Source organism: Paenibacillus aurantiacus, assembly GCF_042431225.1.
Lineage (GTDB): Bacteria > Bacillota > Bacilli > Paenibacillales > Paenibacillaceae > Paenibacillus_Z > Paenibacillus_Z aurantiacus.
Genome location: NZ_JBHMDO010000024.1, coordinates 189,323 through 207,698, shown reverse-complemented (window position 1 = coordinate 207,698; position 18,376 = coordinate 189,323). Strand labels below are relative to the sequence as shown.

The 18,376-nt window shown below is 57.5% G+C and carries 21 protein-coding genes; 16 read left to right on the top strand and 5 right to left on the bottom strand.

The window, feature by feature from the left end:
• The first annotated feature begins 86 nt into the window (after positions 1 to 86).
• From ACFFSY_RS15430 to ACFFSY_RS15415, 4 genes are all read left to right on the top strand, one after another.
• Positions 87 to 2,273: an alpha-galactosidase gene (locus tag ACFFSY_RS15430; RefSeq protein WP_377495486.1), complete on the top strand. Its 2,187-nt coding sequence runs from the start codon at positions 87 to 89 to the stop codon at positions 2,271 to 2,273.
• 159 nt (positions 2,274 to 2,432) lie between these two features.
• Positions 2,433 to 2,822: a phage holin family protein gene (locus ACFFSY_RS15425; protein WP_377495484.1), complete on the top strand. Its 390-nt coding sequence runs from the start codon at positions 2,433 to 2,435 to the stop codon at positions 2,820 to 2,822.
• 144 nt (positions 2,823 to 2,966) lie between these two features.
• On the top strand, positions 2,967 to 3,368 hold the full coding sequence (locus ACFFSY_RS15420; RefSeq protein ID WP_377495482.1) for a YhjD family protein: 402 nt from the start codon (positions 2,967 to 2,969) through the stop codon (positions 3,366 to 3,368).
• A 99-nt stretch (positions 3,369 to 3,467) separates the two neighbouring features.
• Positions 3,468 to 3,851 (top strand): cupredoxin domain-containing protein, encoded by a 384-nt coding sequence (locus ACFFSY_RS15415; RefSeq protein WP_377495479.1) that lies wholly within the window; start codon positions 3,468 to 3,470, stop codon positions 3,849 to 3,851.
• A 115-nt stretch (positions 3,852 to 3,966) separates the two neighbouring features.
• Here the strand turns inward: ACFFSY_RS15415 and ACFFSY_RS15410 are convergent, their stop codons facing one another.
• Positions 3,967 to 4,221, bottom strand: coding sequence for a hypothetical protein (locus tag ACFFSY_RS15410; RefSeq protein ID WP_377495477.1), 255 nt, complete (start codon positions 4,219 to 4,221; stop codon positions 3,967 to 3,969).
• A 173-nt stretch (positions 4,222 to 4,394) separates the two neighbouring features.
• Between ACFFSY_RS15410 and ACFFSY_RS15405 the strand changes: the two genes are divergently transcribed.
• From ACFFSY_RS15405 to ACFFSY_RS15385, 5 genes are all read left to right on the top strand, one after another.
• The gene (locus ACFFSY_RS15405) at positions 4,395 to 4,682 is read left to right on the top strand and encodes a Dabb family protein (RefSeq protein WP_377495475.1); all 288 of its coding nucleotides are present in this window, start codon (positions 4,395 to 4,397) and stop codon (positions 4,680 to 4,682) included.
• 5 nt (positions 4,683 to 4,687) lie between these two features.
• A complete protein-coding gene (locus tag ACFFSY_RS15400) occupies positions 4,688 to 5,113 on the top strand; it encodes a DUF86 domain-containing protein (RefSeq protein WP_377495472.1) in 426 nt (141 codons plus the stop codon).
• A gap of 147 nt (positions 5,114 to 5,260) precedes the next feature.
• A complete protein-coding gene (locus ACFFSY_RS15395; RefSeq protein ID WP_377495469.1) occupies positions 5,261 to 5,941 on the top strand; it encodes a helix-turn-helix transcriptional regulator in 681 nt (226 codons plus the stop codon).
• A gap of 140 nt (positions 5,942 to 6,081) precedes the next feature.
• Positions 6,082 to 6,591 (top strand): DUF948 domain-containing protein, encoded by a 510-nt coding sequence (locus ACFFSY_RS15390; RefSeq protein WP_377495467.1) that lies wholly within the window; start codon positions 6,082 to 6,084, stop codon positions 6,589 to 6,591.
• A 20-nt stretch (positions 6,592 to 6,611) separates the two neighbouring features.
• Positions 6,612 to 6,995, top strand: a complete 384-nt coding sequence (locus ACFFSY_RS15385; protein WP_377495464.1) for a YtxH domain-containing protein — start codon at positions 6,612 to 6,614, stop codon at positions 6,993 to 6,995.
• A gap of 101 nt (positions 6,996 to 7,096) precedes the next feature.
• On the opposite strand, the gene ACFFSY_RS15380 is transcribed toward ACFFSY_RS15385, so the two are convergent.
• The gene (locus ACFFSY_RS15380) at positions 7,097 to 8,041 is read right to left on the bottom strand and encodes an AraC family transcriptional regulator (RefSeq protein WP_377495462.1); all 945 of its coding nucleotides are present in this window, start codon (positions 8,039 to 8,041) and stop codon (positions 7,097 to 7,099) included.
• A 143-nt stretch (positions 8,042 to 8,184) separates the two neighbouring features.
• On the opposite strand from ACFFSY_RS15380, the gene ACFFSY_RS15375 reads away from it, so the two are divergent.
• From ACFFSY_RS15375 to ACFFSY_RS15350, 6 genes are all read left to right on the top strand, one after another.
• Positions 8,185 to 9,228, top strand: a complete 1,044-nt coding sequence (locus ACFFSY_RS15375) for a copper amine oxidase N-terminal domain-containing protein (protein ID WP_377495460.1) — start codon at positions 8,185 to 8,187, stop codon at positions 9,226 to 9,228.
• 213 nt (positions 9,229 to 9,441) lie between these two features.
• Positions 9,442 to 10,257 carry a glutamate racemase gene (gene racE / locus ACFFSY_RS15370; protein WP_377495457.1) on the top strand — a complete coding sequence of 272 codons (816 nt, stop codon included), beginning with the start codon at positions 9,442 to 9,444 and terminating at the stop codon, positions 10,255 to 10,257.
• Between the two features lie 227 nt (positions 10,258 to 10,484).
• Positions 10,485 to 11,699, top strand: a complete 1,215-nt coding sequence (locus ACFFSY_RS15365) for a M14 family zinc carboxypeptidase (RefSeq protein ID WP_377495455.1) — start codon at positions 10,485 to 10,487, stop codon at positions 11,697 to 11,699.
• Between the two features lie 96 nt (positions 11,700 to 11,795).
• On the top strand, positions 11,796 to 12,035 hold the full coding sequence (locus ACFFSY_RS15360; protein WP_377495453.1) for a hypothetical protein: 240 nt from the start codon (positions 11,796 to 11,798) through the stop codon (positions 12,033 to 12,035).
• 66 nt (positions 12,036 to 12,101) lie between these two features.
• Positions 12,102 to 12,404: an iron-sulfur cluster assembly accessory protein gene (locus ACFFSY_RS15355; RefSeq protein WP_377495451.1), complete on the top strand. Its 303-nt coding sequence runs from the start codon at positions 12,102 to 12,104 to the stop codon at positions 12,402 to 12,404.
• A gap of 37 nt (positions 12,405 to 12,441) precedes the next feature.
• On the top strand, positions 12,442 to 12,663 hold the full coding sequence (locus ACFFSY_RS15350) for a YuzB family protein (RefSeq protein ID WP_148930337.1): 222 nt from the start codon (positions 12,442 to 12,444) through the stop codon (positions 12,661 to 12,663).
• Between the two features lie 96 nt (positions 12,664 to 12,759).
• Here the strand turns inward: ACFFSY_RS15350 and ACFFSY_RS15345 are convergent, their stop codons facing one another.
• Complete coding sequence (locus tag ACFFSY_RS15345; RefSeq protein ID WP_377495448.1) at positions 12,760 to 14,757, bottom strand: LTA synthase family protein; 1,998 nt, start codon at positions 14,755 to 14,757, stop codon at positions 12,760 to 12,762.
• Positions 14,758 to 15,065: 308 nt separating this feature from the next.
• Entirely contained in the window at positions 15,066 to 16,208 is a 1,143-nt protein-coding gene (locus ACFFSY_RS15340) for a THUMP domain-containing class I SAM-dependent RNA methyltransferase (RefSeq protein ID WP_377495446.1), read from the bottom strand.
• A 119-nt stretch (positions 16,209 to 16,327) separates the two neighbouring features.
• On the opposite strand from ACFFSY_RS15340, the gene ACFFSY_RS15335 reads away from it, so the two are divergent.
• Entirely contained in the window at positions 16,328 to 16,954 is a 627-nt protein-coding gene (locus ACFFSY_RS15335) for an O-methyltransferase (protein WP_377495444.1), read from the top strand.
• 101 nt (positions 16,955 to 17,055) lie between these two features.
• Here the strand turns inward: ACFFSY_RS15335 and ACFFSY_RS15330 are convergent, their stop codons facing one another.
• Positions 17,056 to 18,276 (bottom strand): MFS transporter, encoded by a 1,221-nt coding sequence (locus ACFFSY_RS15330; protein ID WP_377495442.1) that lies wholly within the window; start codon positions 18,274 to 18,276, stop codon positions 17,056 to 17,058.
• Positions 18,277 to 18,376 lie beyond the last annotated feature (100 nt).

Here is an 18,376-nt window from a genome sequence, read left to right as displayed (position 1 = left end):
CACCGGCCGGCGGGCGGCTCTATACTGGTATCATAACCTGATTCCGAACGAATCAGCGCCAGCGCACAACGAGGAGGAATGACAGGATGCCGATCCTGGTAAATAACGAGCAGCAGGTCTTTCATTTGCAGACGGCCTCAACGAGTTACGCGTTTCAAATTATACATGGGTACCCTGTACACCTGTACTGGGGCCGCAAGCTCCGCAAGGCAGATCCGGCCCTGCTTCATGAGCGCAACGGCCGGGTGTCCTTCGATCCGAATCCGGTGGAAGCGGACAAATCGTTCTCGCTCAATACGGTCATGCTGGAATATCCCGGCTATGGCACGACGGATTTCCGAACGCCGGCGTACGAGGTCGGACTTGCGAGCGGCAGCAGCGCGGCCGAACTTACCTATCGGTCTTACCGGATCGTGGAAGGCAAGCCTGCCCTGGAAGGACTGCCTGCCGTATACGCCGAATCGAACGACGAGGCGTCGACGCTTATTCTCGAACTTGCGGACGATCAGTCGGGTCTTACGGTCGAGTTGACTTATACGGTAATGGAAGGATTCGATGTCTTGATCCGTTCCGCACGGCTTACCAACGCCGGCAAGGAGCCGATCCGGCTGAACCGCGCATTAAGCGCGAGCGTCGACCTGCCGCACGACCGTTACGAGTTTCTGCAGCTGTCCGGCAATTGGAGCCGGGAGCGGCATATTCGCAAGCGGGCGCTTGCGCCGGGCATGCAGTCCGTGGAGAGCCGCCGCGGCTCAAGCAGCCATGCCCAGAACCCGTTCTTCGCGCTGCTTGCGCAAGGTGCAGACGAGGATCATGGCGACGTTTACGGCTTCAATCTTGTCTATAGCGGCAGCTTCGCCGCCGGGGTCGAGGTAGACTCCTACGCGGTCTCGCGCGCCTTTATCGGCATCAATCCGTTCGACTTCTCTTGGCTGCTCGCGCCTGGCGAATCGTTCCAGACGCCTGAGGCGGTCATGGTGTATTCGGGCGAAGGATTAGGCGCGATGTCCCGCAAGTACCATAAGCTATACCGTACCCGTCTGTGCCGCGGCGTTCATCGCGACCGGGTCAGACCGATTCTCGTGAATAACTGGGAAGCAACCTATTTCAACTTCAACGCGGACAAAATCGAAGCGATCGCCAAAGCCGGGGGCGAGCTCGGCATCGAGCTGTTCGTGCTCGACGACGGCTGGTTCGGCCATCGCGACGACGACACGACCTCGCTCGGCGACTGGATCGTCGACCGCAAGAAGCTGCCGAACGGGCTGCCGGATCTCGTGGAACGCGTTAACCGGCAGGGGTTGTCGTTCGGCCTCTGGTTCGAGCCGGAGATGATTTCGCCGGATAGCGACTTATACCGCGCGCATCCGGACTGGTGTCTGCATGTCGAAGGGCTCAGACGGTCGACCGGCCGTACCCAGCTCATATTAGACATGTCGCGCAAGGACGTGCAGGATTATCTCGTGGATGCGCTTGGCGCGATTCTTGGCAGCGCGCCGATCCGATATGTCAAATGGGATATGAACCGGAACATGACGGAGATCGGTTCGGCGCTGCTTCCGCCGGAACGTCAGCGCGAGACGGCGCACCGCTATATGCTGGGGCTCTATGACGTACTGGAACGGATTACGTCGGCACACCCGGACATTCTGTTCGAGAGCTGCTCCGGCGGAGGCGGCCGATTCGATCCGGGCATGCTCTACTACATGCCGCAGACCTGGACGAGCGACAATTCGGACGCGATCAGCCGGCTATCCATCCAATACGGCACGAGCATCGTCTACCCGATCAGCTCGATGGGCGCGCACGTGTCCGCGGTTCCGAATCATCAGGTCGGTCGCCTCACGTCGCTTACGACGCGAGGCGACGTGGCGATGTCGGGCAATTTCGGCTACGAACTGGATTTAACGGCGTTCACCGAGGCGGAGAAAGAAGAAGTGAAGCGCCAGGTTGCGCTTGTCAAAGATGTACGGGAGCTCACGCTGTTCGGCGATTTCTACCGTCTGCTTAGCCCGTTCGAAGGGAACGAGACGGCGTGGATGTTCGTCTCCGAAGACCGGAAAGAAGCGCTCGTCGTGCACGTGACCGTGCTGGCGCAGCCAAATGCGCCGCTTAGCCGGCTGAAGCTGAAGGGGCTCGATCCGGATTTGGCCTACAAGGAGCTGGGAAGCGGTCTTGTTTCCGGCGGCGACGAGCTGATGTACGCGGGAATTCGGATCGTCTATCCGCACGGCGATTTCGGCAGTAAGGTATATCGGTTCCGGGCCGAATAACTTTAGCGGCCTATAGCGTGCTCTTCTGCATGGCAGCCGCTCCTCCTCGCCGAAACCGCCCGAATAGAACGCGCTCTGAAGAGCGGGTACAGCCGTGGACAACCTGGATGCCCTCTCCTGCATATGATGTAGCATGTCATGCAGGGGGAGGATTGGCGGATGCAATGGGTATTCTGTACAATAGCGGCCGGTCTCGGCGCTGTAGGGGCGTTCGTGTTCGGGATATGGCAAGAGTCGTTAACAGTGCTGCTCATTGCGATGGGGATCGACATCATATCGGGGATCGCCGCGGCCGTCAAGCGCAAAGCTGGTTTGAACAGTAAGGTCGGTTCATGGGGACTGACCCGCAAAGGGCTCATGTTGCTGGTCATCTTGCTTGCGCACCGGATCGACATCTTGCTTGGCACCGGGTATGTGACGATGAACGCGGCCATCTATTTCTATTTGGCGAACGAGCTGATTTCGATTATCGAGAATTTCGGCGTGCTCGGCATCCCGCTTCCGCCGAAGCTGCGCGAAATGATCGAAGTGCTGAAGAACAAAAAATAACCGTCAAGGGCTGTCTTCTTTCAAGAAGAACAAGCCCTTATTTATTTCGTTTGCGGTAATTGACGGAAGCGTCCCGAATCCGGTTGTAAAGCGAACATACATTCGATATAATAAGAACAAACGTTCTTATTTGGAGGGGTGTCCATGACGCGAGAGACCGGCAAAGGACCAGCCGCGCAGATCGGAAGAGAGCTGGAGCTGGTGAAGCGATACGTGCTGCTGGGCGTCACCGTGCGCATACTGAATCACGATATCCGGATCGTCGGCGCCGCGCCCGCGAAGCTGCCGCGCTTATACGAATCGATGCTGCGCGGACTGCAAGATCGAACGCTGCTGGAGCTGGCGGCGCTGCGCATGGATTTCCGCGAGCACGGCATCCGCATCTTGGAGGAGCTGCAGGGGGCAAGCGGCATGACTGCGAGGTACGTAAGCCGAGGCTACGAACACTCGTTTACGCTAGGCTGGAGTTACGTTCGAGCCGAGTCCGAGCGCCTGTTGAAATCCTACGCGATGTCACACAACGTTCAAGGTTTTGTCAAAATCTAAAAAAAGTTTTGGCAGATTCCGGAGTTTAATGTTGAGAAAATCGGACGATCTTATGTAATATAAAGAGTAGACATTCCAGCTAAAGGGGAGCAAGCAGTAATGTATAAGTGGATTATGTTCGTCATCTTCGCAGCTGCATCCGCACTCGCCATCTACATCATGGCTACCCAGCTGCCAGAGAAGCCGGTAGACGAAGCGGCTTCCTTGCCGCCAGGTACCGTTATGGTTAAAGTCGAGGCCAATGCCGATTTTACGTTCGATCAGAAGGAGTACAAGGTCAAGAAGGGCGATAAAGTCATCTTGAAGCTGGTCAACAAAAGCGGTATTCACGGTCTTGCCATTCCTGACCTTGGCGTAGATCTGCAAGGCGACACGATGGAGAAGGAGATCACGGTTGATCAGGCTGGCAAGTTCGAAATTCACTGCTCGGTTATGTGCGGTACCGGCCACACCGACATGAAATCCGTCCTCGTCGTCGAATAGTTATAGCCAACACGGAAAAGGAGCCCTGATCGGCTCCTTTTTTTAGAATACAAGCGCTCGGGCGTGATGCGGGTGTCGCTGTCTTGATGTCGAACACGGCCTCACGCCGCCATCTTTAGTACGAGCGTTTGCGGCGTCTTCCTCGCGCGATCATCCAATCGCAGACGAATCCAAGGATCGCCCAGCTGACAATGGTCAGCGCGTACATCGTGAAGACGTTGATTTCGTGGATATCCTTGAACATGTCCGCGAACCAGCCGGGTATGCTAAACATAAAGAATACCATGTTATGCGGATCATAACCGGTGTAATTGTACAGGCACAAGGCGACGCCGATCAGCGTGGCAACAATGGTAACCCGGTAACGCACACAGTCATCCCCTTTGCGAGAAGATTGCCGATTGTTACGTCAGCTTGGCTTATTATGCGACGCCAAGCCGCAACTCATTCGGTTGCCAGTCGGCGGGCCAGCGGGATGTAGGGCAAGGTAATAGGGGAAGGCACGCAAGCTATCATTTTTTACGGATAAGGAGCGATCATCGCATGATTACACACATTGTATTGTTCAAGCTGAAGGACCGCAGCCCGGAAGCCATTGCGCAGACCGTGCAGGTGCTGAAGGATATGGAGGGCAAGATCGACGTGCTGAAGCATATTGAAGTGGGCACAGATATCGTGCATTCGGAGCGTTCCTACGATATCGGACTGATCACGAGGTTCGAATCGATGGAAGCGCTCGGGGCGTATCAAGTACATCCGGTTCATCAGAAAGTCATCGAACATATCACGCAGGTGCGCGAAGCGTCCGTCAGCGTCGATTTCGAGAGCTGATCGCTATGTATTATGTGAATCGGGAACAAATATCCGTTCGTTTGGCCGTCATTCCGGATGTGGCGGGGGCGATGCGTACGCTGGCTGCCGAGTGGAGAGGGGAACTGCTTCAGGGTCTGGCCCAGGAACGCGCTCTACATTTGGCAATTGAAGCCGTAACAGACGTTGGAAGTTACATTATTGATGGCTTCATTATGCGCGATGCGAGCAGTTATGAGGATATTATCGATATTATCGCAGAGGAAGGCGTATTCCCCGGGGCCATTAAGGAAGTGGTCATGGAGTTGGTCAAGCTTCGCAAGCCCCTCGTGCAGGACTATTTCGCCTGGCCAGCTGGTGAGCTGCACTCGCTCACGACGGCTCTTCCGGACGTGCTGGAACAATTCAAACGCAGCGTGGAAGCGTATTTGCTGCAGGAATTAGGGTCGTAGTTCAACTCCACAAAGCGGTTGTCCGGTTCGCGGATAGCCGCTTATTTTTTTGGGGGCGAAGGCGTCCCGAGATTTACGACAAAGACAAAATAGGATACAATGTCGCTATCAACAGTCGATTTATAGGCGTAAAGGCGGTGATGAGACATGGAACCATTCGGCGATGCGCTGCCAGCGAAGACGCAGTTTCGTCAGGAGGGCGGAACGCGGCAGACAATATTAGTGCTCCTGAAGACGAGAGCGCCCATGAACGCGGGCGATTTGGCCAGGGAGCTGAACATCACGGAGATGGGCGTACGCAGGCACTTGAGCTCGCTAGAGCGGGACGGTCTTATTCGCCCGACGGTGGTCCGGCAATCGGTCGGCCGCCCGACGCTTAAGTATAGTTTGACGGAGGAAGCCGAGCAGGTATTTCCGAAGACCTACAGCTCCCTTGCGCTCGATCTGCTGGAAGAATTAGAAGGCGATCCGAATGCAGCAAGCATGATCGACCGGATGTTCGAGGGGCGCAAACGCAAATTACTGGAGCGTCACGCCAGCCGCATGAGCGGCAAAGACCTTGCGGCTCGCGTACAGGAGCTCTCCGACATTCAGAACGATGGCGGTTATATGGTCAGCCTGGAGAACCATGGCGACGAACTTGTCCTGCATGAATACAATTGTCCGATCGCACGGGTGGCGGCTCGCTACGAGCAGGCCTGTCAATGCGAGCTGGCGCTCTTTCGGGAGCTGCTGCTTGCAGACGTGGAACGGACTGAATGTTTGGCGAAGGGCGGGACGAAGTGCACCTACAAGATCGCGCGATCATCCGCGCGGGAATCCGATTAGAAGCCGAATTGCGGGCAGCCGCGATCCGGTTTTTTTGTGCTCATTTTCATTCGGGGTTTGTGTCAAGACGAGCCCATGCTGCTTATACTGTCATTACGAAATGGGCATTCGCCCTATCCGGGCAGAAGGAGGAACGGACGATGATCCATATTTGGTTCCAGGCAAGCATCGCCATCGCCTTCGTCGTGCTGGTTGCCGGCGTGCTGCTGTGGCTGAGGTCGGCCGATCGCAAGCTTGGAAGGTTGGTCGAATCCGCCAAAGCGATCGAGCGAAGCGCGGCGGAGATCACGGTGAAGGCAGGCGCTGTTGCCGATCCGGCGGCAGAGGCGATCCGCGCGGTGCATCGGCAAATCGACGGGGCGGCGAAATTGTTCGAAGCCGCACGAGTCATCGGCGATTCGGCAGATCAAGCCGCTGCAGCCGTACGCAACCTGACGGGCGTATTTACCGCCCATGCCGCTTCGCAAGTCGAACGCGGCGGCGGCAAGTATAAGCATCAAATCAAGGAAGCGTTGGATTGGGCGGAAGTAGGATACGCGGCATGGCAATTCGTGCAATCCAAACGGAACGAAGAGCGTTCCTCTGCATGCTACCCGGGTGATCTTGGGCACGATACCAAGGAACCCAAACCGGAAGCGGCGACTTTATAACGATGAGGGAGAGATGCAAGATGGCCAAGAACAAAGCAAATAAAGGATTTCTGTATGGACTGTTAGCCGGGGGCGTCGTCGGTTCGGTAACCGCGCTATTATTCGCGCCGAAGTCGGGCCGCGAACTCCGCAAAGATATCGCGGATGGCGCGCAGCAAGTCGGCGAGCAAACGGTCCGCATTGCCGGTCAAGTCGGGGAATCGACGACACGCCTCGCGAAGCAGGTTGCAAGCGGCGGGGCAGCGATTGCGGATAAAGCGAAAGAGACGACGAGCAACGTCATCGATTCCGTTCGTAATTGGAAACGCGGTGAAGAACGCAGCGAGCGGCTCGAAGTGAATCAAGAAGTCGCAGCCGGCCAAGAAGAGAACGAAGAAGCGACAGAACGGACGACGATTAGCTAACGTGCTGGCGTTACGGGTCATAACAAGAGACCGGGCGAGCCATGTCGACGATGACATGGCTTGCTTGGCTTGCAGCGCGCTTAACCGCTTTCGGTCATCACTCATTTCTCTGCTTGGCTGGCCGCGTCATCGTCCTCTTCTGTTCCTCCGCGTTGACTAAGACGATAGGCGGACGGCGAACAGCCGGCGAATTTGTGGAATAATTTAGAGAAGTAGAGCGGATCACTGTAACCGACTGCGGCGGCAATCTGATCGATTTGCAGTTCATGCGGTCCGTCCAGCAGCTCCTTGGCGCGTTCCATGCGAACCTGCTGTAGAAACTGCTTAGGCGACAGTCCGGTTGTCTGCTTGAACATTTTGGAGAAATGCGTCCGGTGGTAGCCGAGTGTCCGCGACAAATCGTCGATGGAGACCGATTCCGCGTATTGGAGGGAGAGCCAGCGGACCGCACGCTTGATTTGGCGCTCGATATCGCTTCCCAGCCCTTGATCGGGCGTGCGCAGCCTTTCCCGGTTGGCGTCGCCGAATAATTTGAACAGCAAGCGCAGCAAGCCGGATGCTTCCAGATCGGCCAAATCGGCGGATGGCGTCTGTTCGAACGTTCGTTGGATCGCCCGATAGAGCCGAAGCGCACGCGGCAGGGAAGGGACCCGAAGAACGGGACGCGTGATCGCGATGCCGAGCGCCGCCATCATATCCGCTGCGCCGTCTCCCTTGTACGCCACCCATCGGTATGTCCACGGCTCGTCCCGGTCGGCGGCATAGGAGAATAGCGTATCCGGGAAAATGACGAACGTATCGCCAGCTTCAAGTTCGTAGACGCGTCCGTCCATGCGGAAGAGGCCGCGACCGGACATGACGGTATGCACGAGATAGTAATGATGCACGGCAGGGCCGATCGCATGGCCGGGCACGGGCTGGCCGTGGCCGCTGAACAACACGAACAGGTCGCCGCGCGGCTGCAGCGGATTGACACCTACAGAGAAGTGATAATGATCCATGGTCGATGCCAGCTCCTTGCGCGTGAAGGTAAAGATCAGATACATCTATTATATAGGAGATCCTCATCCACGCATCATGCTCGCGACAATCTCGGGGCAAAAAAATAGATGCATCTTGCAACATTCTTGAATAGCGCCCCGTCTAGAAGGAAGAACCAACGACACCAGCAAACACATCAGGAGGAATAATGATGCACACAACGAAGAAACTTGGACTAGCGATCTTGACGACGGCAATGATGGCAACGGGCGCAAGCGGTTTGGCATCCGCACAGGATTACCAGACAGCGGTTCCGATTCATGCGACAATTAACGCGCCGGCCAATGGCGCATATTCGCTGGCCGTGAACGGATCGGTCGTAAGCGGAACCAGCTATATGAATAAGAACGGCAAGGACGTCATGATCCCGCTGCGCGACTTGGCGTCAGCGCTTGGCTATAGCGTCAAGTGGAATGGGAAGTCGCAATCGGTTGAACTGGCGAAAGGCGCGCAATGGACGAGCGTGAAGACAGGCGTAGACCAATATTCGTTCGCACGCATGCTCATTACCCTCGGCGCCGCGCCGGAGCTTACGAACGGCAAAATGTACGTGCCGGATTCGTTCGCCGCGCAAGTGCTCCAAGCAGAAGTAACTCGCGGGACCGATACCGTGGAAGTGACGCTGGCTGACAAGAAAACCATAACGACAGAAGGGTTCGTGACTGGCATCGACGTGAAAGATGGCGAAGGCAGCGTGCGCATCAATGGTACGGGGACCGAGGGGCTGGTGTTGAACGTCGGCCCAGATACGGTCGTGAAAGCTGAGGACGGAACCGTGCTGCAATGGACGGATGTGCAGCTGGGCTACGAGGTAAAGGCCGTGCATTCCATGGCGCAAACATTGAGCCTGCCGCCGCAAACCTCGTTGTATGAGCTGATCGTCAAGATACCATCCGCTGCGCCTAAGATGATGCTTGGCACGGCAGGAGTGATCGAGGACGTATCGAGGGCTGCGGACGGCGCGGTTACCGTCTGGATCAAAGGCGAGGCGCTCAGCGATATATCACAGCCAGAGGTCAAATTGACACTGAATGCGGACACGCAGCTCGTTACAGCTACCGGCGAGAAGGCGACCGCCGATCAACTGGTTAAAGGGGCGCGGGTTATCGGCTTCTATGGCCCAATGCTGACGAAGAGCTTGCCGCCGATCGGAACGGCGTGGAAGCTGGTCGTCCTGCCTGCCGCGGAATAACGGATCGCATTGTTCGAATTCTCGGTCGAGTCGGCCGGGGTGACGTAATAGAAGAGCAGGCCGGGTTCCAAGCGGAGCCCGGCTTTTTTGTTGTATCAGCCTTGTCCGCGCAATCTGCGCCGGAGGAAGGTACGTTTTTCGCTTTCGGTTCATATTCTATTGAAGCTGATATTGAGCTACTACAGACAAAACGTTGAAGAAAGCGGTGTGTTTGTGCAACAACCGATCGCAATATTGGATTCCGGTGTAGGCGGGCTTACCGTGGTCAAAGAAGTGATGCGCCAGCTGCCTAGGGAGAAGGTGATCTATTTCGGCGACACGGCCAGGGCGCCGTATGGGCCTCGGCCAGCCGAGGAGGTCATGCGTTTTACGCGCGAGATCGTCGACTATTTGATCCAATATCAGCCGAAAATGATCGTCATCGCGTGCAATACGGCCACCGCCGTTGCGCTGGAAGATATACGCTCGCGCGTGAACGTGCCCGTCGTGGGGGTTATCCACCCCGGGGCCCGCGCGGCCTTGGGGAGAACGCAGAATGGCTGGATCGGCGTTATCGGCACGGAAGGGACGATCCGCAGCGGCGCTTATGAACAGGTGCTGAAGCAGCTTTCGCCTCATGTCCGGGTCGTTAGTTTGGCTTGTCCGGCGTTCGTCCCGCTCGTCGAGCAGGGCAACTTCCGTTCTCCCGAGACGCAGGCGACGGTGGAGCAAGGGTTGGCCAGTCTTCGGCCGTACCATTTCGATACGTTAATTCTCGGATGTACCCACTACCCGTTTCTGGCGGAGACGATCTCGGAGGTCACCGGTCAGAAGGTGGCGCTTATTAGCTCTGCGGACGAGACGGCGCGCGAGATTAGCACCATTTTGCACGACCAGTCTAAACTAGCTCGCGGCGAAGAACAGCCGATTCATCAATTCTGCTGCAGCGGCGATGCCGTGCTGTTTCAAAAGATTGCGCTTCAATGGCTCGACGAGCATATCGCGCTGAACCCGGTCGTCTGGCAAGTGCCGCGAATTGGCTTGACTTAGGTCGCGGGTCATGAGAAGTAGATCGCATTAGAAGTCTCGGTCGTGCGCGTGCAAGTATCGCGGAACGCCCCGAGGCTTCTATTGGGCTGTCTATGTATTTCGCGATAACAAGTTTGGACGAGCATAGGATACATGATTAGGTGCTGGCATGTGCGCCGCCTGCCTCGCATAGCATGTGACATGTGACGTGTTTGGCCGATCAGCTTGGCCAGGAGGAGGTTATAAGCATGATGCCTTACGTCGTGCAACCGGGCGATACGCTGCTTCGCATTGCCCGGAGATTCCATATCCATGCTGCCGCGCTGTTGGCGGCGAATCCAAGATTGTCTCCCGCGGATCCGATCGCGACGGGGCTGCTTGTGTTTATCCCGGAGCAGAACGCATCCTGCTACTGCGTGCAGCCGGGCGATACGGTGCTCGGCGTGGCCGAGCGTTTCTCGCTTACGGTCCAGGCGCTGCTGGCGGCGAATCCCCGTCTGGATCCCAAGCAGCTGGTCCCGGGGCAACTGGTCACGCTGCCGGAATCGGCAGGGGGCGGACCGATCATCGACGCCCGCGCGGAATATGGTCCGGCTGAGCTGGAGCGGGATCTTGCTATGTTGGAGAAGCATTACCCGTTCGTGCACGTGAAGTCGTTCGGCGCAAGCGTCCTCGGCCTGCCGCTGTATGCGCTCCGCATTGGCGACGGCGCCCGCAAGCTGCATATTAACGCTGCCATGCATGCCAATGAATGGATCACGACGCCGCTGCTCATGCGCTTCGTCGAGGAATTGGTTGCGGCAGGCGCTCGGGGCGGACGGCTGGCGGGAATGGACGTGCGTCAAGCGCTGAGCGAGGTGACGGTATGGGCCGTGCCGCTGGTGAACCCCGACGGCGTGAAGCTGGCTCAGGAGGGCTTGCAAGCGGATCATCCCTTCTATCACGAGCTGCTCCAATGGAACCATGGATCCCGCCGATTCCGCCGCTGGAAGGCGAATGCCCGAGGCGTCGATCTGAACGATCAGTTCCCAGCCTTCTGGGAGGAGGAAGTGAAACGCCGTGCGGCCGATGGGCCAGGAAGGCGGGATTATCCGGGGCCGGCACCGCTTAGCGAGCCGGAAGCAAAAGCGCTGTTTGATTTGACCTCGGCTGAACGATTCGATCTGGCGATCGCGCTGCATACGCAGGGGCAGGAGATTTATTGGAATTATAGAGGCTATGAGCCGCCGGAGAGCGAGAGCCTGGCCAGAGCGTTCGGGCAAGCGAGCGGGTATAATCCCGTCAAGCTGACCGGCAGCGATGCCGGCTACAAGGATTGGTTTATATACGAGTATCGCAAGCCGGGCTTTACGGTCGAGCTGGGCAGCGGTGTCAATCCGCTTGCTTTGGATTGCTTCGACGACGTGTATGACGAATTACAGCCTATGCTCGTGCGGGCGATTCGTTATCTGGCCGGGCTGTAGCAGGTGCCGGTCGAGTGGAGGGGGCAGGGTGCCTTGCGCTGGCATGCGGAGAATGCTTCCCTATGCTATAATGACGGCGAAAGGAGGCCGCAAGCCATGCGCAAACTGCTCTCGCTCCGTCACTGGCGGCATGTGTTTGTCCGCATTTACCGGCTCGTCACCGCCAAAGAGGTGAAGCTGCTGGACAAGCTGTTATTCCTTGTACCGGTGCTGATCTACTGGGTGATGCCGGATGCCCTGCCGCTGCTCCCTATTGATGACATCGCGGTAACGATGATCGCCGCCGAGCTGTACACCCGCTGGATGGAACGAAAATACAGCCGGATTTTGCGCTGAAGGTTGAACTGCGCGTCCGGTTTCTTTACAATAGGAGAGATGGTACGATGAAGGAGATGAAAATTCATGAAATGCAAAATTTCGCGCAACGCGGCTAAAGTGCTGCAAGCCGAATTGGACAAGCCCGAACACGAGGGCAAATTTCTTCGCGTTTATGTGACGCATTCCCACGGCGACCACGCTCACTACGGGCTTGGCATCGACGACCAATCGGATAAAGACGTGCTGGTCGAGACGGACAGCGGCATCAAGGTGCTGCTCGAGAAGGACAACGACTTCCTGGACGGCGTGCGCGTCGACTATTTCTACTCGCCAGAGGAAGGCTTTGCCGTTACGAACCCGACTAAAGGCAATCACGGCGACCACTAAGCAGTCGGTCGTCGACTAGAGCGGGGAGAAACGGAACATGCCAAACGATATACGAATTTGCGACAAATGCAAGCATATTTCCGTGAAGAAGATGCTGCCTAAGCTCCAGAAGCTCGACCCGAGCGCCGAAATTCTCGTCGGCTGCAAGTCCTATTGCGGACCTTGCGCGAAGCGGGCGTTCATCTTTATTAACGGCCGGTACATTACGGCGCCGACCGAAGATGAAGCGATCGAGAAGGCGCGTCCTTACGTGAAATAAACGAAGAAACCTCCCTGCGAGCCTTACGGGCTCCGGGGAGGTTTCTTCGTTGTGTCCAAATGCGGTGCAGTCACCGCCTATTCGGATTCACCTGCATTACGGCTTCCGGCGAAACTCGCGGATGAGGTCGTACACGACGACCCGGTCGGACATGACAAGCTCCTTGCGGGCCTCCGAACCGGCCGGACAGGCGCTGTTATCCTTCGCTTCGCCGGTGACGGCATCCAGACAACGGTTATGCTCGGGCAGACCGTCGGTCGCCGGGAAGAACCAGACGCTGCCGTCCGTGTAGGCGCCTTCGCGCATGACGACGCGTTTGCCGGCAAGCGGCTGCTCGGTGACGAGCGGCGTGCCGAGTTGATAGAGGTCCCCGCTCGAAATACCGAGCAGATGCAGAATCGTCGGCGTAATATCGAGCTGGCCGCCTACTTCCTCGTGGACGCCCGTCAGCTTGCCGTCCGGCACATGAACGATGAACGGCACTTGCTTCAGCACATTGTACTGATCGACCTCGTTCAGCGGCCGGCCAAGGAACTTCTCGAAATAACTCCAGTCGCGGATCGAGTTGTCGTGGTCGCCATAGAACAGGAAGATCGACTTGTCCCATAAGCCTTCCTTCTTGAGCTGTTCGATCATATGTCCCACCGACGAATCCACATAATGAGCGGCTTCGAGGTAGTCGCCGAAAATCGTCCCTTTGAATTCGCCGACATCGAGCGTCTGGTAATCCTTCGGCAGCGGGAACGGGTGGTGACTGGAGAGGGAGATGAGGAACGAATAGAACGGCTGCTTCGTCTCCTTCATGATGTCCACCGACTGCCGGAAGAACGAGTTGTCCCCAAGCGACCAGCCGAGCGGCTCGTCGATCGTGAAGTCCTTGCGGTTATAGAAATGGTCATAGCCCATATTGCTGTACATCGTGTTGCGGTTCCAGAAGCCGCCGTCGTAGGCATGGAACACGTTCGGCGAATAACCTTGCTTCTTCAGCGCCGACGCGAGCGAGTCGGTCTCGTGCTGGGCGTAGCGGATAAAGACGGAACCGGTAATCATCGGCTGGAGCGAGGCATTCGCAGCCAGGTCGGCATCCGATGTGCGGCCTTGGGACGTTTGGTGATAGAAGCGGTTGAAATAGAGGCTCTCCTCGATCAGCTTGTTCATGTTCGGCGTTACTTCTTGGCCGCCAATACGCTGGCCGATCATGAAATTCTGGAACGCCTCCAGCTGGATGAGGATGACGTTGCTGCCTTTATAGGCGCCAAACAACGGGTCGCTCTCCAGTTTCTTGCGCGTCTCGCCCCGTTCCTCGAAGAACTGCTTCGCTTCCGCGATCTCCGTATCAGTCAACGCATTCTCGTGCAAAATGTTGTCCCGCGCGTAACGGTAGGCGTCATAGCCATGAAAGCCGAGCACGCCTGTCACGTTATATAACGAGAGATTCCACCAGTTGCCAACGAACAGTCCGACCGCCCACGTCTGCTTGGCGATATTGATGGGGACGAAGACGAGCGTCAGGCCGGCCGCGAAAATGATCAAACTGCTCGAGAGGCGGAAGACGAGTTTGAACCAGCGGCGCTTGATCCGCTCGGCGGCACTTATCGTAGCTTGCGGAGCCGAGCCTCCCTTACGCCGCTGCGCGAGCGCATAGACGCCGAATGCAATGATGAACGGCCATTCGACGATGAACCACAAATCGGCCGGGCCAATCAGCGTCCAGATACTGTCGCCGAGTTCTCCCACCTGGCCGGCTTGCAGCAGCACGGGGATGGAGATGAGATCTTGAAAATAGCGGAAATAAATAAGGTCGGCATAAATGACGAACGTAAGAATGAGATTCAGGATGAGCAGGGCGACCGTCCGCGCGCGGGGGGGCAGCCACATCGACCAGAAGGAGACGAGCGCGAGCGTGCCGAGGCCCACCAGCACGTCATCCCAGCTCATGGCCATATTCGGGACATGAACGAAGCGGTCGAATAGGACGAGCTTCATCATCATGACGACGAAGAAGATGACAATATCGATGACTTTGATTCTCTCCAATCCTTCCAGCGAGGTCCGCACGCTCCGTTTCATATTAGTTTGCAAGGTAATGCGCATGAATCGATTTCGTTCCTTTCCTACGAGGAGCCGGAGGGCTCCAAAATGCAGCACCTATGCGCACGGTTGCGAACGCTGTTAATGAAGCGTTCGTACTCGTGCGCCGTGCGGTTGCGAACGCTGTAATGAAGCGTTCGTGCTCGTGCGCCGCACGGTTGCGAACGCTGTAATGAAGCGTTCGTACTCGTGCGCCATGGCGGGCGCATAGGTACGAACGAAGCGTGCCGCGCCCGCACGGCAAGGGCATTGGCGGAATTATACACGTTTGGCGCGGCGCGTCGACTTGACTCGCACCGCACAAGGGTGGACTACTCCTTCTGTCTTGGAGGAAGCGGTCCAAAAAATTGATAGAGCGCGCATTCGATCCGGCCGTTGAACAGCTTGCGCTTCTTGGTCGCGTTCTGACCGAAATTCTGCTCGAATGTCTTCGTCGGGCTAAGCGCGAAGAACGACCACGTCGGCAAGTACTGGGCGATGAGGCCGAGTTGACGAATCGCTTTCTCCGCTTCCGCATCGTCGCCGAGACGTTCGCCATACGGCGGGTTCGTCACGATGACGCCATAGTCGCCCTGCGGTTTCAGCTTCGCGACCGGCAGGACGCTTAGCTTGATATCGCGGCCGAAGCCGGCCTTCTTCACGGCGGCTTCCGCGATTTCGATCGCGCCCGGATCGATGTCGGATCCGCTGATCATGAGCGGGATGTCGTCTTTGACGGCGTCATAGGCTTCCTCGCGGGCGCGTTCCCAGATGTCCTCGCCAAGGAGCGGCCAGCCTTCGCTGTTGAACGTGCGGCGTAGACCTGGTGCGATGTTCCAGGCGATCATCGCCGCTTCGACGGGGATCGTCCCGGAGCCGCAGAACGGATCGACAAGCGGCCGGTCCGGCTTCCAACGGCTGAGCATGACCATTGCAGCGGCCATCGTTTCTTTGATTGGCGCCTCGGTGACTAGCTTACGGTAGCCTCGTTTATGCAAACCAGGCCCGGTCGTATCCAAGGTGATCGTGGCGATGTCGTTCAGCAGAATGACCTCGATGACGAAGCGGGCGCCGTCTTCGGGGAACCATTCGGTGCCGTACGTCATTTTCATTTTCTCGACGACCGCCTTCTTGACGATCTTCTGGCAGGCGGGCACGCTCGTCAGCTGCGATTTGTGCGAGCGGCCTTCCACCGGAAATTCGCCGTCGCCTGGGATGAAGGCCGGCCAATCGATCGCCTTGGCGCCCTCGAACAATTCATCGAACGTCGTGGCAGGGTACTCCGCCATTTTAATCAGGACACGGTCGCTCGTCCGCAGCCACAGGTTGGCGCGCGCGATGTCTTCCGGTCCTCCGGTGAATACGACCCGGCCGTTCTCGACCTTCTGATCCTCGTAGCCGAGATCCTTCAACTCGCGCGCGACGATCGCTTCCAGCCCCATCGGTGCGGTGGCGATCAATTGCAATTTACTCATGTATGCTATCACTCCGTCTTCATGCCGGTTGTATCCAGCCGGTCAAAATCATACAATCAAGTATAGGACAAACTCGGCCCGAATTACAATTCCGGCCTTATAGGAGCGATAGAGTAATAATGGAAGCAGGAAATTACGTAAACGACTTACTTGGCGCCGACGCCGACCTCGAGCGGGTTATTGCATCGATCAAAGCGCTGGGCATGCCGGAGATATCCGTAGCTCCCGGCTACGGGCGGCTGTTGACGATGCTCGTTCAGATGTCCGGCGCGAAGCAGGCGCTGGAGATCGGCGCGCTCGGGGGCTACAGCGGCATTTGCTTGGCTCGTGGGCTTGGCGAGGATGGCGCGCTGACGTCGCTTGAGCTGCTGCCGCATTTCGCGGACGCGGCGAGAACGAATATGGAAGCGGCCGGCTTCGGCGGACGTGTCGAGTACCGCATCGGTGATGCGAAGGACAATTTGGCTAAGCTGGCGCAAGAGGGAAGACGATTCGACTTCTTCTTTATCGACGCCGACAAGGAAGGCTACCCGGTATATTTGGACTGGGCGCTTGCGCTGGCGAACCCGGGCGCGGTCATCGTCGGCGACAACACGCTGCTTCGCGGCCGAGTGTGGAATTCAGAGAAGAACGGGCCGTCTGTACAAGCAATGCGGGCGTTCAATGAACGAATGCTAAGCGACGAACGATTGACGGGAACGATTTTGCCGGGCTATGACGGATTAACCGTCGCAACGGTGAAGTAGCCCGCAGAAGTACAAATAGCCTTCCATCTTGCCTAAACGGCAGGTTGGAAGGCTATTTGTTATGCTTCTCGCCGCGGCTCAGGACCGGAACGGCATTCGGGCTAAGGAGTGCCCTTCTCCCGAGCAGATGCTGTTCGCCGGATCAACGACCATCTGACCCATACCGCGTTCAGCGCGAACAGAGCGGCCGACACGATAAAGACCCCTTCGATGCCGATCCATCCGGAGATCAGGCCGCCTGCAACAGGGCCGATCATGTTGCCAAGCGACAGCGTGCTCGAATTCATGCTGAACGAGCGCGATTCCATGCCATCGGGCGTATGCTTGCGGATAAGCGCGTTGACGGACGGAATGAGGCCTCCGAGAAACATCCCCTGCAGGAACCGCAGCGCCAGCAGCTGCCAGACGGTGGAGGCGAACGCCTGCGGCACGAACAGCAGCGCCGCTCCGACGAGCGATACGCCAAGCACCCGTTCCTGGCCGATCCGGTCGCTCAGACGGCCGAGCAGCGGAGAGGCGACCATATTAGACAGTCCGGTCGCGGAGCCGACAAGCCCTGACCAGAAGGCGAGATTGACGGCGGTGCCGTGCAGCTCCTGCACGTAGAGCGGCATGAGCGGCATCGGGCCGATCATGGCGAACTGAATGAGGAACGTGACGGCGAACAGCGAGGTGAGCTGCGGAATTCGCCCCAATTTGCGGAAGCCTGCCATGACCGAGATGTTCGGCTTGGCGGCCGCCTTGGTCCGGTCGAACGACTCCTTGACGACGAACATCGCCAGCAGGGAAGCGAGGAACAAGAGCAGTCCCGTGACGTAGAAGATCGGGCGGAATCCGATCGCGTCGGCCATCAAGCCGCCGATGAACGGACCCAGAATGGTGCCCGCAATACCGCCGGATTGCAGCGTGCCCATCGCGAAGCCCATTCGTTCCTTCGGCGTGGTGGCCGAGACGAGCGAGACCGATGCGGGATTGAAGCCGGAGATGGTGCCGTTCACCATGCGCAGCAGCAGCAGATGCCACGGATTTTGGGCGAAGCCCATGAGCACCATGACGATCGCCATGCCGAATCCGGAGCGAAGCAGCATCATTTTGCGTCCATACCGATCGGACAGCTTGCCCCATAGCGGTTGGAACAAGAACGACGTCACGAAGTTGCCGGCGAAAATGATCCCCGCCCACGTCGCCGTCTCGTGCGGGTCGCTGAGTCCGAGATCCGCCTGTAGATATAGGGACAGGAACGGGATGATCATCGTCATCCCGGCCATGACGAGAAATTGTCCGACCCACAACACGGCCAAGTTTTTCTTCCATTGTTCCATATGCGTCTGTGGCCACCTTCCTCTTGTTGCGCGTTGTGAACACAATAGGAACAGTATAGCACAATGGCAAAGAGGAAGCGGCGTCGCGGGAAGGGGCAGC